We start from the raw sequence: 14,105 nt of genomic DNA, 5'->3' as shown, positions 1-14,105 counted from the left end.
CGTCCACGAGGGCTCCACCCTCGTGGTGGTCGCCAACGCGCTGCGCCTGCCGCGCCACCCGGACGACCGCGGCGCGCTCAGCCCAGCCGGTAGCTGAAGGCGTACGCGACCGAAGCCTCCCCGTGGCGGTGGGTGAACCCGCCGGACCCGCTGAGGCCGGTCAGGTCCCCGGTGCCGGAGCCGGGGACCACCGCGAAACGGCAGGTGGTGCCGCCGGCGTCGAAAGTGCCGGACTCCTCCAGGACGAACGAGCCCCTACGGCCGTCCACGCTGCCGGAGAGCAGCTCCATGCCGGTGTAAGAGCCGACGCTCTCCCCGGTGTACGCGATCGTGTACGCGCAACTGGTCCCGGACGCCTCCACACCGCCGGTGAAGGTGTTCGTGACGAGGGCGCGGGCGAGCCGCGGGGCGCCGTCGGGGGACCCGACGGGAAGCTCCTCCCAGCCCGCGTACGTGAAACGGCCGGCGGTCTCCACGGAGGAGGTCTCCACGGAGGCGGTCGATGGCTCCGGGCTCCGGGCCCGGTCGGGGGTGAACGTGGACATGGCGGTCCTCTCGGCAGGCCGGACGGCAGCTCCGCCCGGCAGTTGAACAGGGGGACGACCAAGGCCCGGTCAGCGGCTGACCGGGGGCCGACCCGGTGGTGCCCACAGGCTGCCAGCCGTACCTGACACCTCCTGTCAGGTACGGCTGGCGGGTACGGCGGGGCGGTACGGCGGACAGGTGCGGACGGTTGCGGGCACGGCCGACGGGTACGGCGGGGCAGTACGGCCGGGCGGTGCGGCGACAATGACGCCATGCGCGCCGACCGGCTCCTCACCCTCCTCCTCCTGCTGCAGAACCGCGGCCACATGACCGCGCCCCAGCTCGCCGCCGAGCTGGAGGTGTCCGTCCGCACCGTCTACCGGGACATCGAGGCCCTCGGCGCCTCCGGCGTCCCCGTACACGCCGACCGCGGCCCCGCCGGCGGCTACCGGCTCGCGGACGGCTACCGCACCCGCCTCACCGGTCTCACCGATGCTCAGGCGGGCTCGCTCTTCCTCGCCGGAGCACCGGGGCCGGCCCGGGACCTCGGCTTCGGCGCCGACCTGGCCGCCGCCCAGCTGAAACTCCAGGCGGCGCTCCCGGCGGCCCTCGCCGGCCGGGTCCGCCACCTCCAGGACCGCTTCCACCTCGACGCACCCGCCTGGTTCCGGGACGCCGAGCCCGTACCGCACCTCGCGCGGATCGCCCAGGCCGTCTGGGACCAGCGGGTGCTGCGGACCCACTACCGCCGCTGGAGCGGCGAGGTGCACCGCGTGCTGCGCCCCCTCGGGCTCGTCGTCAAGGGCGGCATCTGGTACCTCGTCGCCGAGGCCGAGGGCACCGTACGGACCTACCGGGTGGCCCGGTTCCTGGCCGTGGACACCACGGACGACGCATTCGAACGGCCCGTCGGGTTCGACCTCGCCGCGTACTGGCGCCGGTCCACCGGCCGCCTCACCGAGGCGCTGCACCAGGAGACCGCCGAACTGCGCCTCTCCCCCCGGGGCCGGAAGCTGCTGCCGATGTGGTTCGGGTCCGCGGGTGTGCGAGCGCTCGCCGAGGCCGAACCGGCCGACGAGCGGGGCTGGGTACGGCTCCATCTACCCGTCGAGTCCCGGGCCGTCGCGGTCGGCGATCTGCTCCGGCTGGGCGTCGAGGCCGAGGTCCTGGGCCCGCCCGAGCTGCGCCGCGCGGTCGCCGAGACGGCGGCGGCCGTCGCCGACCGGTACCGCTGACGCCGGACGGCTTCGACACGCACCGGGCGACGTTGCGCCACGATCCCGCCGTACTGCCGCGCACCGTACTGGCCGACGGTGAAGGGGCGGGGCACGCACGCTGCCGTGTTCGGGCCGCGCGGCGACCGCGAGGTGACGTACGTGATCGGGCCCGCGCACTCGGGGACACGCGGGTCGATCCTGCTCACCCCGAACCGACACCGGTCCGGCCCCCGCCGGTCGACTCCCAGCGGACCTCGCCGTCCTGCCGGTACGGGGTCTGCCGCAGCCCGCAGGCGGCGGCGACCGCCGCCGACGCGGCGTGACCGGGATGGACGTGCGCGACCAGACGGCCCACCGGTACGTCCCGCAGCCACGCGGCGAGCGCGCGGGCCGCCCCGGTGGCCAGTCCGCGGCCCTGCCAGGGGGTACCGACGACCCAGGCGACCTCGGCGACGTCCCGCGCCGGGGTGATCGTGGCCTGGACGGTGCCGATGAGGCATCCCTCCGTACGCAGCCTCAGCACCCAGTTGAGCCACACGGCCGAGGGATCGGGAGAACCGGCGGCGAGCCGTTCGTACCGGGCGCGGAGCGCGTCGGGCCCGAGGGGAGCACCACCGGTGAAGGCGTGCAGGGCCGGGTCGGCCAGGACGGACGCCATCTCGGCGGCGTGTGCGGGAAGCAGCGGCAGCAGCTCGAGGCGCCCGTCGGCCGAGACGAAGGGGAGAACGGACGGCCGCGGCGCGGCCTGGGTGCTGTGGTGCCTGTGGTGCCTGTGGTGCCGCCCGGGTCCGTGGGCCCGGCCTTACGTGCCTTGGCGGCGGCGCCGGAGCGCTCGACGCCGTCCACGGCGAGGCAGATGCCGAACACCCGGTCGTGGCCGGTCCAGCCGTTGACGCGGCCCCGGTTGTTGCTGATCCGCACCCGCCCGCGCGAGGCGTCCACCGCCGAGACCAGGTGCAGGTACACGGTCCCGCGCACGCGCGCCAGGACGATGTCCCCGGCCTCGACCAGCACCGGATCGGCCGGTGCGACGCGGACCCGCTGCCCGCTGCGGATCAGCGGCACCATGGACCCGCCCGTCGGCCGGAACTCCACGGTCTCGCCCCGGCCGATGCGTTCCGCCGCCGCTTCGAGCATGCCCACCGGGCGATTGTGCCCGTACGGTCCCGGCAGCGGGTAGCGAATTTCGGCCGCCGGACAGCCCGGCGCGCGGTCGGGTGGGCGCGTGGTCGGGCAGGCGGGTAGTCGGGCGGCTGTGCAGGCAGCCGGGCAGCCGGGCAGTCAGGCGGGGAGCCCGCCGGGGGCCGGGGTCAGCGCGGGGGTTCCACCTCCAGGAACCGGCGCCTCCGGGGGCCCCGGTAGAGCAGGCACACCCACCCGAGCCCCTCCAGCACGCCCGCGCAGGCCGTGAGCCGCTCCTGCTCCTCCTCGGCGGCGCCCCCGCCCGGCGGGCCGGGCCAGGTCACCTCCGCCCGCCCCGGTTCGGCTCCGTCGGCCACCCGGTAGCCGGTCCGTGTCCGCCGGCCCTCCGCGTCCACCGCCGACGGCGCGAACCCCGCCGCCTCCAGCGCGAGAGCCACCGCGCGCGCGGGCTGCCGTACCTCCCACGGCGCGGGAACCGCCGCCCCCGCCGGCCCGTTGACCAGACGGCGGATCTGCAACATCCCCTCGTACGCCGTGCGGAGCTCGCGCTCCCGCCCGGACGGCGGCACCGATCCGGACGGCGGCACCGGACCGGACGGCGGCTCCCGTTCGTCGCCCGTCGCGGGCTCGAAGCCCTGCCCGGGTACCGCCATCACCCACCACCCCGCCCCGCTGTCTGAGTACCTCATGCCCAACGGCCTGAGTATCCGCCCCGATTCCCCGCCGCGCCCCCGATGGTCGAATGGGGCCATGACTTCCGAGGCCCCGCACGGCACGACGCCCCGCCCGCACCTGCGACACGTGACCACCGCCGGTTCCGCCCTGGCCGTTGCCTTGGTGCCGCTCGTGATCGGCGTCCTGCTCGCCAAGGGCCTGGCCGCCGACCCGATGACCCCCGTCAACGCCCTCATCACCGGCGGTGGGCAGCGGGCCGGCCTGCCCCGGGCCGAGTGGCGCCGCCGCGGACACGACACCGTGCGCCGCCTGCGCACCGCCCGCCGCGACACGGCCCTGCGCTGCGCCCGGGTCTGCGGCCGTCGCCCCTGACCCGTCCCCGACGCGGCCCCGGCCGTGTTACGCGGCTCCGCCCGGCTCCCGCAGCCAGGCCTCGGCCGCGCGGGGCGACCGGAGCCGGACGAGCTCCAGCGGGGCGAACCGCGGGTCGCCGGACCGGCGCAGGATCTCGGCGCGGCGCGGCCCGTACTGCCGCCAGGCCCACCACGCGGGGTGGTCGGCGCGCAGCCATTCCCGCCAGGACTCCCGGTTCCCGCCGAACAGTCGCTCGCGCGTCAGGCTCCGGTGCAGCGAGCGGAGCAGCACCCGTCGCATGACGACGTGCCGGGGGTGGTCCAGCCAGACGACGGTGTCGGCCCGCTCCCACAGCAGGTCACGGACGTCCGGGTAGCCGAGCGAGTCGAAGACCCACCGCTCGGTGCCCGCCAGCCGCGCGGTGTCCTCGGCGAAGGTGGGGCTCACCGCCCACCCGGGACCGCTGAAGTGCAGCGCGTCCAGCTCGTGGAACGGCAGCCCGAGCCGTCCCTCCAGGGCCCGGGCCATGGTGGACTTCCCGGCCCCGCTGATCCCGACCACCAGCACGCGTCGCATCCCGGCAGCCTAGATCGTGTCGTCGGAGTCCCGTCGCCGGTCGGTCGGTCGGCCGGTCGGCCGGTCAGTCGGGTCCGGCCGAGCGGTGGCCGTGGGCGCCGGTCCACCGTGCCGGGAGGGGTGCGGCCCGCGGCACCCGCCCCGGTCAGCGACCGTACTCCCGCAGGCACAGGTCGACGACCGACGGGGGCACGGTCCCGTCCGCGGCCGCGCACAACTCGTCCATGCCGGGCGGCGCCACCTGCTTGCGGCGCGGGTGGGGGGTCGTCGGCCCGGGCGGCCGGGCCCGCCGGGGCGCGGCCGGCTTCGCGGACCTGCCGGGGAGGGGCCGGGCCGCCTTGGCGGGCGGCCGCCCGGCGGACGCGTCCGGGGCCGGGCGCGGATCGTCCGCGGCCGGGGCGGGCAGCTCCCCCAGCGGCAGGGCCGACGGCGCGGCCGGCCGGTCGGGGGCGCCGACGGGCGGTAAGGAACCCGGTACCGGAACGGGGGAGTCTGGGCCGACGGAGACACAGCCGGCGCTCGCGAGGAGCGCGACGAGGGAGAGGGGCACGGCCCGGCGCAACTGCATCCGACCACCTTGCCGTACGGCCCGGCCGGCTGGATCCGGCGGCTCACGCGTCCGGGTGACGGGGGCCGTTGTGCCGAAACGATCCGCCATCGCGCCGGCCGGCCGGCGGCGCCCGCGCACGGGCCCCGACCGGCGGCCCGGTTGCCGCGGCGGGAATTGCCGGAGCGGGCGGGGGATTCGGTACGACCGTACGGGTGACGGGGGAGGCGGCCCCCCCGCTCGCCCCGCACCGCCGTGTCCTGCCTCCCGCCCTGCTGCCCGTACGGAGTACCGATCCATGACCTCAGCCGCCGCGCCCGGCAACCCGCCGTCGTCCCCCGAGCCCCACCCCGTCTACCAGGCCCACCAGGCCCACGGAGCCTTTACGCCCAGCACGTCTCTCCCAACACCCGCTCCCCTCGCAGCCGCTGAGCTCGGCGCGGCCCCTTCGGGGCGCCGGACCGCGCCCGGCGCATGGGCGGGAGCGCGGCCCGATGCCCCGGCAGGGGTCGGGGGGTCCGGGCGCGGCGTGTGGAAGGGCTGGGCGGCCGGAAGGAGAGCCGTCGCGCTCGGGATCTTCGGCCTGATCACCTCCGAGCTGCTGCCCGTCGGCCTGCTCACCCGAGTCGGCTCCGACCTCGGCGTCTCCGACGGAACCGCCGGGCCGATGCTCCACGTGCCCGGACTCGTCGCCGGGTTCCGCGCGCCCCTTGTCGCCGTCGGCTCCGGCCGCCTCGACCGGCGGTTCGTGCTGTGCGTGCTGATCGCCCTGATGGCCGTCGCGAACCTCGCCGCCGCCCTCGCCCCTGACTTCACCGTCGTCCTGGCGGCCCGGCTGCTGGTCGGCGTCAGCGTCGGCGGCCTCTGGGCCGTCGCCTCGGCGAAGTCGGCGGCCGGTGGACCGCCTTCGGCGCGGTCGGCGTCCTCGGCCTCCTCACACTCGCCGCCCCGCTCCTGCTGCTGCCCCCGCTGCCGCCGACCCGCCACATCGCCTTCCCCGAGCTCCTCGGCCGCTCCGCGGGGTCCGCGTCAGTGTGATCGTCACCTCCCTCGTGGCTCCGGGCGGTTGGCCGCCTATACGTTCGTCCGGCCGGTCCTCCAGGACGTCTCCGGGGTCGCCGCCCACCACGTCAGCAGGCTCTTGCTCGGCTACGGCGTGGCCGCCGTCGCGGGCAACTTCCCGGTCCGTCCGCGCGATGCGCGCCGGACGCTGCTCGTGGTCAGCGCCTCCCTCACCGTGATCCTCGCTCGTTGCCGTCCCCCCGGGCGCGGTCGCCGGGACCGTGCTGCTGCTCGTCCGGGGGCTGGCGTACGGAGGGGTGTCGGCGAGCCTGCAGGGCTGGATGATCACGTCGGCGCAGGCGGGCACCGAGGCGGCGTCCTCGCTCATGGTGGCCAGGTTCAACCCGGTCATCGCCGCGGGCGCGCTGCTCGGCGGTCTCGCCGTGGACGGGATCTCCGCGCCCGCCGCACCCCTCAGCGGAGTCGCCCTGATGCTCCTCGCCGCGGCGGCGGTCTGGGGTACGTCGGGCCGTCTGAGGGACGGGATCCCCAACTGACCGGCGGGGCGGCGCAGTAGGGCCCGTAGCGACAGAGTGGGCGGATTCGGGTGGATCGGGCATCCGGCTTGACCCGGGGCATCCCGGAGGGAAAGAGTGCGCCGACCAAGCAGCACCGCTTGCGCCGCACTTCGGAGATGCCTCACATGTGGATACCCGCCCGCGCGTCGCTGGCCACCGCGGCCACGATCGCCGGCCTGCTCGGAGCGCTCGCCTCCGGGCCGCCCGCCTCCGCGGCCCCGTCGGCGGCCCCGGCGGCGGATCGTGCGACCGGGCCCGCGGCCGTACGGGAGCAGGCGGTCTCGGCCGCGGCCGGGTGTGCGGACGTACTCGGCATCGCGGGCCGCTACGGCGAGTTCACCGCCGGGGACAACCGGCGCGGTCCGGGCGGCCGGGGCGCCGCGGGGGCCGTCGCGGTCGGCGGGGACGCCGGCTTCCCCGGCGGCTCCACGGTCGGCCGGGACCTCGGAGCCGCGGAGGCGCGGGCGCTCCCGGGCGGCAACGCCCTGATCGTCGCGGGCGATGTCACCGGCGGGGTACGGGTGCTGCACGGGAACGGCGTCCATGGCGGCACCCTCACCGGCCGCGCCGAGGCACCGGCGGGCACGATGACCGAGGGCCCTTCGCCCGTCGACTTCGCGGCCGAGTTCGCCACGCTGCGCCGGGTCTCGGCAGGCCTCGCAGAAGCGGGCCGGTCGTCCGCCGCGCAGTGGCGGACGCTGGGGCCGATGGGGCTCGCGGGGGCGGAGAGGCCGACGGGATCGACGGGATCGAGTCTCCGGTTCACCGGTACCGATGTCCGGTACAACACCTTCGTCGTCCCCGCGGCCGAACTGGAGAAGGCGGCGGAGATCCGGCTCGCGGTCCCGGTCGGCGCGACCACGGTGATCACTGTGGAGGGCGCCGGATACCGGCAGGGAGCGGCGGGCGCCACCCGCTTCCTGCTGTGGGACGAAGGGGAGGGGCGCGAGGTGACGGAGGGAACCTCGGCCAGCGCGGCGGGCGGAGTGATCCGCTCGAAACTGCTGTGGAACCTTCCAGGGGCCACGCGCGTGGTGAAGGACGGCGCGGCGGCCTGGCCCGGCAGCATCCTCGCGCCCGACGCGGACGTCGACCTCGGTGCCGGGGACGGTCCGGTCAACGGCTCCGTCATCGCCCGGTCGCTGACCGGCGCGGGCGGCGCGGGCACCCGTCACCTCCCCTTCAGCGGCTGCCTGCCCCGCGTCCCGGCGCCTGTCGAGCCCGGTGCGGCGGCGCCCGGAACACCCGACCCGGCGGGCACGGGCACAGGCACGGGCCCGCCGCCGGCCGATCCCCCGTCCGTGCCCCCGTCCGAGGCGGCTCCGGGCGGGAGCGCGGCGCCGGGTCGGGCGCCGACGGCCACACCGGACGGCTCGGCCGCCCCCAGCGCCTCCGCCGGGCCCCGGATCGAGGGCCAGGGCGGCGGCCCCGGCGGCCTCGCCCGCACGGGCGGCGGCGTGGTGACGGTGGAACTCGCGGTCGGCGGCGGCGCCGTACTGGCCACCGGAACGGCCATGGTCCTCGTCGCGCGGCGCCGCAGGGCCTGACCGGAGGGGTGGGCGGGCCGTACCGCACCGCGGTGCCGGCCCCCCGTTCCCGCCGGGAGACAATGATGTTCCACGCCTTCCACGAGAGCCGGACCGTGCCCGACGATCACCTTCTCGTACGCCCTTACGTGGCCCCCTCGGGCCGCCCGTCCGGCTCGACGGGTCCGGCCTGGCCGCAGACCGGGCCGGTCACCTACCCCGGGCCGATCCCGGGCACCCGAACCACCCCGGCCCCCGCCAGCGGGACGGGACCGGCCTTCGGCTGTGACCCCGACGGTCCCTCCGGCTCCGGTGCCGGTGCCAACCCCGGCCCCGGCTCGGGGCGGGGACGCGCCGGCAGGCTGCCGGCGGCCCTCCTCGCCCTGCTCGCGCTGGCCGTGGTCGGCGGCGGACTGGCGCTCCTGCTCAGCGGGCCCGACCCGGAACCGGACCGGTCCGTACGGCCGCCCGGGCTCTCCGTGCCGGTGCTCCCGCAGCGCAACCCGGGCGCCGCCGCCGACGACCCCGCCGCCGACGGCCCCGCCACCGGGGCCGCACCGGGGGCTACCCCCTCGACGCGGGCCACCCCGGCCCCCGCCGGGACCGCGTCCTCCTCCCCGGCACCCGGCCCGTCCGGCAGCCGGGATCCGAAGCCCCCGCCGAGTGCCTCGGCCGCGCCTCGGCCGGCCGATGACGGCACCCTGCGCCCGGGAGACCGCGGGGCCGAGGTACGCGCCCTGCAGCAGCGGCTCCACGGGCAGGGGTTCACGTACGTCACCGTCAACGGCGTCTACGACGCCCAGACCCGGCGCGGTGTGGCCCAGCTCCAGAGCGACCGCGGCATCGAGGGCGACCCGAAGGGGATCTACGGCCCGGCCACGCAGGCGGCGTTCGACTAGGGAAAGACACCCTCCCGGTGTCGGGGCGCTCCGCCGGAGTCTCCTGCCGGTCGCCGAGGGCGGGGCCGAGCGCTGATCCACGCGCCGCTTCGGCGGTACGCGGATGTCGTGACGACCATTGCAGGTGGCGTCAACGGCCATGTGGACGTGCGGTATCGGACGCGCGGTATCGCCTGGACGGGCCAGTGGGCCAGGGCTGGATGCGGCCGGGCGTGGCGCGGCTTCGATCAGGCGCTCAACCGGGCGGTCGCGATCAAGGAAATGCTGCTGCCGCAAGGCCTGCGGAAGGCGAGCGCAACGCCCCGATCGCCCGGGCCGGGGCGCGAGGCACAGGCCGGGGCGGGGCTGGACCACCGAGGCATCGTCCCCGTGTATGACGTCGTCCCGGTGCGCCTGGGCTGATCTGCCCGGGTCCGGGTGGACTACGAAGCCCCAAGGGGGCTTTGCCGGATACGGTCCGGCCAAGCGGTGACGGGCCCGGCGGGACGTCAGCGGCCTCCGGCGACGCGGAGGACGGCGCCCGTCGTGTAGGAGGCGTTCGGGGACAGCAGCCACGCGACCGCCCCGGCGACCTCCTCGGCCCGCCCGGCCCGTCCGAGAGGGATGCCGGCCGCGGCCCGCGCGGGGCGGCCGGGGTCGCCCATCGCCGCGTGCATATCGGTCTCGATGATGCCGGGGGCCACGGCGTTCACCCGGATGCGGTCCGGGCCGAGCTCCTTGGAGAGTCCCACGGTCAGCGCGTCGGTGGCCGCCTTGGTCGCCGCGTAGTGCACGTAGTCCCCGGGGCTGCCGAGGGTGGCGGCCGCCGAGGACACGTTCACGATCGACCCGCCACCGGACGCCGCCATGTCGCGTGCGGCGCGGCGGCAGCACAGCAGGTAGCCGAAGAGGTTCACGTCGACCACGCGCCGCAGGTCCCCGGTCGCGGCGTCGGCGAGCCGGCCCAGCGGACCGGTCACGCCCGCGTTGTTCACCAGCCCGCTCACCGTGCCCAGTTCGGCCCCCGCGATGTCGAAGAGCCGCTCTACGCCGCACTCCTCGGACGTGTCGCCGCGCACGGTCACACAACGGGCGCCGAGGGCCCGGGCCTGCCCGGCGACGGATGCGGCGGCCCCCTCGTCGCGGAGATACCCCAGGGCCAGGTCGTGCCCGTCGGCGGCGAGCCGCAGGCAGACGGCCGCGCCGATGCCCCTGCTGCCGCCGGTGACGACGGTGACCGGGCGAGGGGTCATGGGGTCCTCCTGCGTGACGTACCGAGCGGGCCGGTGGAGCCCATGCTGCCAGGCCGTGATCGCCGGGGCGCGGCAGACTAGCACCGCGATACGCGCTGGACCAGGCGAAATCAGTGGACGAGAGTGGGGACGTCGCCGCGCCCCGCCGCGCCGCCCGGACGGGCGCGCGTCCGGCCGGGACCGAAACGTACGAGGAGCCTTCCCATGTCGACCTTGCGGGTCACCGCCGAAGAACTGACCGTCCACGAGCACCCGAACGCCGACGCCCTGGACCTCGCCCAAGTCGGCCTCTACCGCGCTGTCGTCGCCAAGGGCGCTTACGCAACCGGTGAGTTCGCGCTCTACATCCCCGAACAAGCCGTTCTGCCGCCCGCTTTGATTGAGGAGCTGGGTCTGACGGGGAAGCTCGCCGGGGGTTCCGCGGACCGGGTCAAAGCGGTCCGGCTGCGCGGCGAGATCTCCCAGGGGCTGGTGTGCCGGCCGCGTGCCCTCGCGGACGTCGACCTGGCGCGCGCCGCCGAACAGGGCACGGACTTCGCGGAGCTGCTCGGCATCACCAAGTGGTCGCCACCCGTACCCACGACGATGAGCGGTGACGTCGAGTCCGCCCCGGACCTGATGCCGTGGGTCGACATCGAGAACCTCCAGCGCTATCCCGGCATATTCGAGGCCGGAGAGCCGGTCGTCCTCACGGAGAAACTGCACGGCACCGCCTCGCTGTTCACCTACGTCGTCGACGGCGAACGGTCACTGGTCTCCTCCAAGGGCTTCGGCTCGAAGGGCCTGGCGCTCAAGGAGGACGAGCGGAACCTGTACTGGCGGGCCGTACGCGGCCACGGCGTCCCCGCGGTCGCCGCGGCCCTCGCCGCCCGGCTCGGCGCGACCCGGATCGGGATCTTCGGCGAGGTGTACGGAGCGGGCGTACAGGACCTGGCGTACGGGACCAGCGTACGCGCCGCCGAGGCGCCGCCCGGGTACGCCGTCTTCGACGTCTCCGCCGAGATCGACGGACAGGTGCGGTGGCTGGACCCGGCCGGGGTCCTGGCCGGCGGCGAACTGCCGCTGGTGCCGCGGTTGTACGAGGGGTCGTACGAGCTCGGCACGGTGCTGGAGCTGGCGAGCGGTCGCGAGACCGTTTCCGGGCGGCAGCTCCACCTGCGCGAGGGGGTCGTCATCAGGCCGGCGGCCGAGCGGTACAGCCCGGTGCTGGGCGGCCGCGCCATCGCGAAGGCCGTCAGCCCGGCGTACCTGACCCGCAAGGGCGGTACGGAGTACGAGTGACCGACCCGGCCCGGCCCCGGCAGCCCGCGCGCCCTCCCGCCAGGGCTGCGGGGGCCCGGCCTGCCCGCCCGTACCGCCCGTGCACACTCCTCTGATGGAACCGGAACCGCAGAGCAGCCCCACCCCCACCCCCACCCCCACCCCCGCGGACCGCGGGGCCGACCTCCTCTCACGGGCGCTCACCGCGCCCAGCGAGCCGCCGGTGCGCCCGCTGCCGTCCGAGGTGTCGGCTCTGCTCAGGACACTGGCCGCGCCGCCCCGGCTGGCGGCGCACCTGCGGTTGGTGCACGACGTCGCGTACGAGCTGGCGGACTGGCTGGCCCGGTACTGCCCGGGACTGATCTTCGATCGTGCGGACGTCCTCTTCGGGGCGGCGACCCACGACATCGGCAAGGCCGTGCACACCGGGGAACTCAGTGGGCCGGGCTCCGCGCACGAGCCCGCGGGACACGAGCTGCTGCTCGCCCACGGGTTCGGCCCGGCACGGGCCAGGTTCGCCGCCACCCATGCCACGTGGGGGGAGCCGGGCGTCAGTGTCGAGGAGTTGCTGGTCAGTGTCGCCGACAAGGTGTGGAAGGGGAAGCGGATCCCCGAGCTGGAAGACCTCTTGGCCGGGCACGTGGCCCGGGCGGCCGGTGAGGAGCGGTGGGCTGCCTTCCTCGCTCTGGACGAGGTGCTCGGGAGGGTCGCCGACGGGGCGGACGTGAGGCTCGCGTTCCAGGCGGCCTTTCCGGTGGGCGTCTGACAAGTGGAGTGACTGGCGCGGGCGTTGACAGGGTCCTTCGTGCGCCTCTCGCCCGCCGCGAGCTGGCTCCCGGCACCGGCCGGGCGACCGTCCTGACCGCCGCCCCACCCGGCCCCGACCCGGCGGACGCCCTGGCCGCCGCCGTGGAGGCCGCCCGCGAGGCCGATGCCGCGGTCGTGGCCGTCGGGACCACCGAAGGTGCCGAATCCGAGGGACACGACCGGGCGACCCTGCGACTCCCGCCGCCGCAGGACGAGTTGGTGCGGGAGTTCGTCCGGGTGAACCCCCGCACCGTCGTCGTCGTCAACGTCGGCGGGCCCGTCGACCTGCCCTGGCGCGCCGCCCCCGGCGCCGTCCTCCTCACCTGGTTCCCCGGGCAGGAGGGGGGCCACGCCCTGGCCGACGTCCTCCTCGGCCGCTCCGAGCCCGGCGGCCGCCTCTCCACCACCTGGCCCGCCACCCTCGCCGACGCCCCCGTCCGCACCACCCGCCCCACCCGCGGGGTCCTCCCGTACGAGGAGGGGCTGCACATCGGCCACCGCGCGTGGCTGCGGGCGGGCACCATCCCCGCGTACTGGTTCGGGCACGGGCTCGGCTACACCACCTGGGAGTACGAGCACCTGGGCCCGCCCGAACCGGCGCCCGACGGGTACGAGATCCCCGTCGTGCTCCGCAACACCGGTGCCCGCCGGGGCCGCGAGGTGGTCCAGCTCCACCTGGCCCGGCCCGACTCGGCCGTCGACCGCCCGGTGCGCTGGCTGGCCGGCTGGGCGGCCGTGGCGGCCGCGCCGGGGGAGCGCATGACGGCGTACGTACCGGTTTTCCGCGCGGGCCCTGCGGTACTGGTCCCCCCGAGGCCCGCGCCTGGGTCCTGGAGCCGGGCGCGTACACCGTGCTGGCGGGCCGCAGCGCCGGCGACCTCCCGCTGCGGGCGACCCTGAAGGCCTGAGCGGGGGCCTGAGCCTGAGCCTGAGCCGTCACGAAGCGCCGTACGAAACCCCCCGGATGGGTCTTGGCCGGATCGCGTTCGCGGGACAGGATCGCGGCATGCCCAGCGACCGTCTCTTGCGCATCCACAGTGCCGAGTTCCAGGCCATGGCGGAGAGGGTCCTGCGGGTCACCGGGCTCACCTCCCGCCTGAACGTCCTGCCCTTCGAGGACGCAGCGGGCAAGGCCGCACTGCTGGAGCAGATCCTCGGCGGGCCGCTGCCGCCGAGAGTCACGATCCATCCGCCGTTCTACACGGACCACGGTCTGCACCTCGACCTCGCCGAGCGTGTGTTCATCAACCAGAACTGCACGTTCCTGGACTACGCCGGAATCCGGCTCGGGGAGCGCGTGATGGTCGGCCCGAAGGTCACGTTCATCACCAGCGGCCACCCCGTCGATCCCGAGGAGCGGCGGCTGTACCTCACCGGCGCGCCCATCGACGTCGCGGAGAACGTGTGGATCGGAGCGGGTGCCACGATCCTGCCCGGTGTCAGCATCGGCCGTGACGCCGTGATCGCCGCCGGAGCCGTCGTGGCCGATGACGTTCCACCGGCGAGCCTGGTGACCGGCGCCAAGGCCACCGTGCACCGGCGGTGGTGACGACCCCCGGCATCTCCCCGTAGGGCCGGGAGGGGGCGTTACGCTGCGTGCATGGACACTGGGGGGCGTACGGCGACAGGGGCGGGGACGGGCAGTTTCGGTGGTCCCGGGCCCTCTTGGTCCGCGTCCCTGACAGGCGCGGCTCAGTAGCGCCCGGCTCCGTCAGTGATCGTTGTCGCCGGTTTCGGGTGGCGGCGCGAGAGCGAGCAGGGCCT

15 protein-coding genes and 1 pseudogene are annotated in these 14,105 nt (G+C 75.9%); 10 read left to right on the top strand and 6 right to left on the bottom strand.

The genetic code is table 11. The features are described 5' to 3' along the window. Positions 1 to 77: 77 nt before the first annotated feature. Complete coding sequence (locus OTB16_RS34480) at positions 78 to 545, bottom strand: DUF3224 domain-containing protein (RefSeq protein WP_267726214.1); 468 nt, start codon at positions 543 to 545, stop codon at positions 78 to 80. A 252-nt stretch (positions 546 to 797) separates the two neighbouring features. Between OTB16_RS34480 and OTB16_RS34475 the strand changes: the two genes are divergently transcribed. Further along, positions 798 to 1,760, top strand: a complete 963-nt coding sequence (locus tag OTB16_RS34475) for a helix-turn-helix transcriptional regulator (RefSeq protein WP_267726213.1) — start codon at positions 798 to 800, stop codon at positions 1,758 to 1,760. Positions 1,761 to 1,944: 184 nt separating this feature from the next. Here the strand turns inward: OTB16_RS34475 and OTB16_RS34470 are convergent, their stop codons facing one another. Together OTB16_RS34470 and OTB16_RS34465 are read right to left on the bottom strand one after the other, a co-directional pair. After that, positions 1,945 to 2,433, bottom strand: coding sequence for a GNAT family N-acetyltransferase (locus OTB16_RS34470; protein ID WP_267726271.1), 489 nt, complete (start codon positions 2,431 to 2,433; stop codon positions 1,945 to 1,947). A gap of 619 nt (positions 2,434 to 3,052) precedes the next feature. Then, positions 3,053 to 3,574 (bottom strand): hypothetical protein, encoded by a 522-nt coding sequence (locus tag OTB16_RS34465; protein WP_267726212.1) that lies wholly within the window; start codon positions 3,572 to 3,574, stop codon positions 3,053 to 3,055. A 61-nt stretch (positions 3,575 to 3,635) separates the two neighbouring features. Between OTB16_RS34465 and OTB16_RS34460 the strand changes: the two genes are divergently transcribed. Further along, positions 3,636 to 3,932: a hypothetical protein gene (locus tag OTB16_RS34460; protein ID WP_267726211.1), complete on the top strand. Its 297-nt coding sequence runs from the start codon at positions 3,636 to 3,638 to the stop codon at positions 3,930 to 3,932. A gap of 27 nt (positions 3,933 to 3,959) precedes the next feature. Here the strand turns inward: OTB16_RS34460 and OTB16_RS34455 are convergent, their stop codons facing one another. Beyond that, the gene (locus tag OTB16_RS34455; protein ID WP_267726210.1) at positions 3,960 to 4,490 is read right to left on the bottom strand and encodes a P-loop NTPase family protein; all 531 of its coding nucleotides are present in this window, start codon (positions 4,488 to 4,490) and stop codon (positions 3,960 to 3,962) included. 145 nt (positions 4,491 to 4,635) lie between these two features. Continuing rightward, the gene (locus OTB16_RS34450) at positions 4,636 to 5,058 is read right to left on the bottom strand and encodes a hypothetical protein (protein ID WP_267726209.1); all 423 of its coding nucleotides are present in this window, start codon (positions 5,056 to 5,058) and stop codon (positions 4,636 to 4,638) included. A 1,262-nt stretch (positions 5,059 to 6,320) separates the two neighbouring features. On the opposite strand from OTB16_RS34450, the gene OTB16_RS34445 reads away from it, so the two are divergent. The 4 genes from OTB16_RS34445 to OTB16_RS34430 all read left to right on the top strand — a co-directional run bounded on the left by OTB16_RS34445 (position 6,321) and on the right by OTB16_RS34430 (position 9,444). Next, on the top strand, positions 6,321 to 6,596 hold the full coding sequence (locus OTB16_RS34445) for a hypothetical protein (protein ID WP_267726208.1): 276 nt from the start codon (positions 6,321 to 6,323) through the stop codon (positions 6,594 to 6,596). A gap of 146 nt (positions 6,597 to 6,742) precedes the next feature. Further along, the gene (locus OTB16_RS34440) at positions 6,743 to 8,164 is read left to right on the top strand and encodes a choice-of-anchor A family protein (protein ID WP_267726207.1); all 1,422 of its coding nucleotides are present in this window, start codon (positions 6,743 to 6,745) and stop codon (positions 8,162 to 8,164) included. Between the two features lie 62 nt (positions 8,165 to 8,226). Continuing rightward, complete coding sequence (locus OTB16_RS34435) at positions 8,227 to 9,042, top strand: peptidoglycan-binding domain-containing protein (RefSeq protein WP_267726206.1); 816 nt, start codon at positions 8,227 to 8,229, stop codon at positions 9,040 to 9,042. Positions 9,043 to 9,150: 108 nt separating this feature from the next. Then, entirely contained in the window at positions 9,151 to 9,444 is a 294-nt protein-coding gene (locus OTB16_RS34430; protein WP_267726205.1) for a protein kinase family protein, read from the top strand. Positions 9,445 to 9,530: 86 nt separating this feature from the next. Here the strand turns inward: OTB16_RS34430 and OTB16_RS34425 are convergent, their stop codons facing one another. After that, on the bottom strand, positions 9,531 to 10,274 hold the full coding sequence (locus tag OTB16_RS34425) for an SDR family NAD(P)-dependent oxidoreductase (protein ID WP_267726204.1): 744 nt from the start codon (positions 10,272 to 10,274) through the stop codon (positions 9,531 to 9,533). Positions 10,275 to 10,478: 204 nt separating this feature from the next. Between OTB16_RS34425 and OTB16_RS34420 the strand changes: the two genes are divergently transcribed. The 4 genes and pseudogenes from OTB16_RS34420 (at position 10,479) to OTB16_RS34405 (ending at position 13,890) form a co-directional block, all read left to right on the top strand. Further along, positions 10,479 to 11,555, top strand: a complete 1,077-nt coding sequence (locus OTB16_RS34420; protein ID WP_267726203.1) for an RNA ligase (ATP) — start codon at positions 10,479 to 10,481, stop codon at positions 11,553 to 11,555. 94 nt (positions 11,556 to 11,649) lie between these two features. Then, positions 11,650 to 12,300 (top strand): HD domain-containing protein, encoded by a 651-nt coding sequence (locus OTB16_RS34415; RefSeq protein WP_267726202.1) that lies wholly within the window; start codon positions 11,650 to 11,652, stop codon positions 12,298 to 12,300. Between the two features lie 47 nt (positions 12,301 to 12,347). Continuing rightward, a pseudogene (locus OTB16_RS34410) lies at positions 12,348 to 13,249 on the top strand (glycoside hydrolase family 3 protein); the annotation flags it as partial. Positions 13,250 to 13,347: 98 nt separating this feature from the next. Continuing rightward, positions 13,348 to 13,890: a DapH/DapD/GlmU-related protein gene (locus tag OTB16_RS34405; protein ID WP_267726201.1), complete on the top strand. Its 543-nt coding sequence runs from the start codon at positions 13,348 to 13,350 to the stop codon at positions 13,888 to 13,890. Positions 13,891 to 14,105 lie beyond the last annotated feature (215 nt).

This window comes from Streptomyces antarcticus (assembly GCF_026627255.1).
Classification (GTDB): domain Bacteria; phylum Actinomycetota; class Actinomycetes; order Streptomycetales; family Streptomycetaceae; genus Streptomyces; species Streptomyces antarcticus.
Note: the sequence above shows the minus strand (reverse complement) of the source record. Positions and strands in the feature narration are given on the sequence as shown.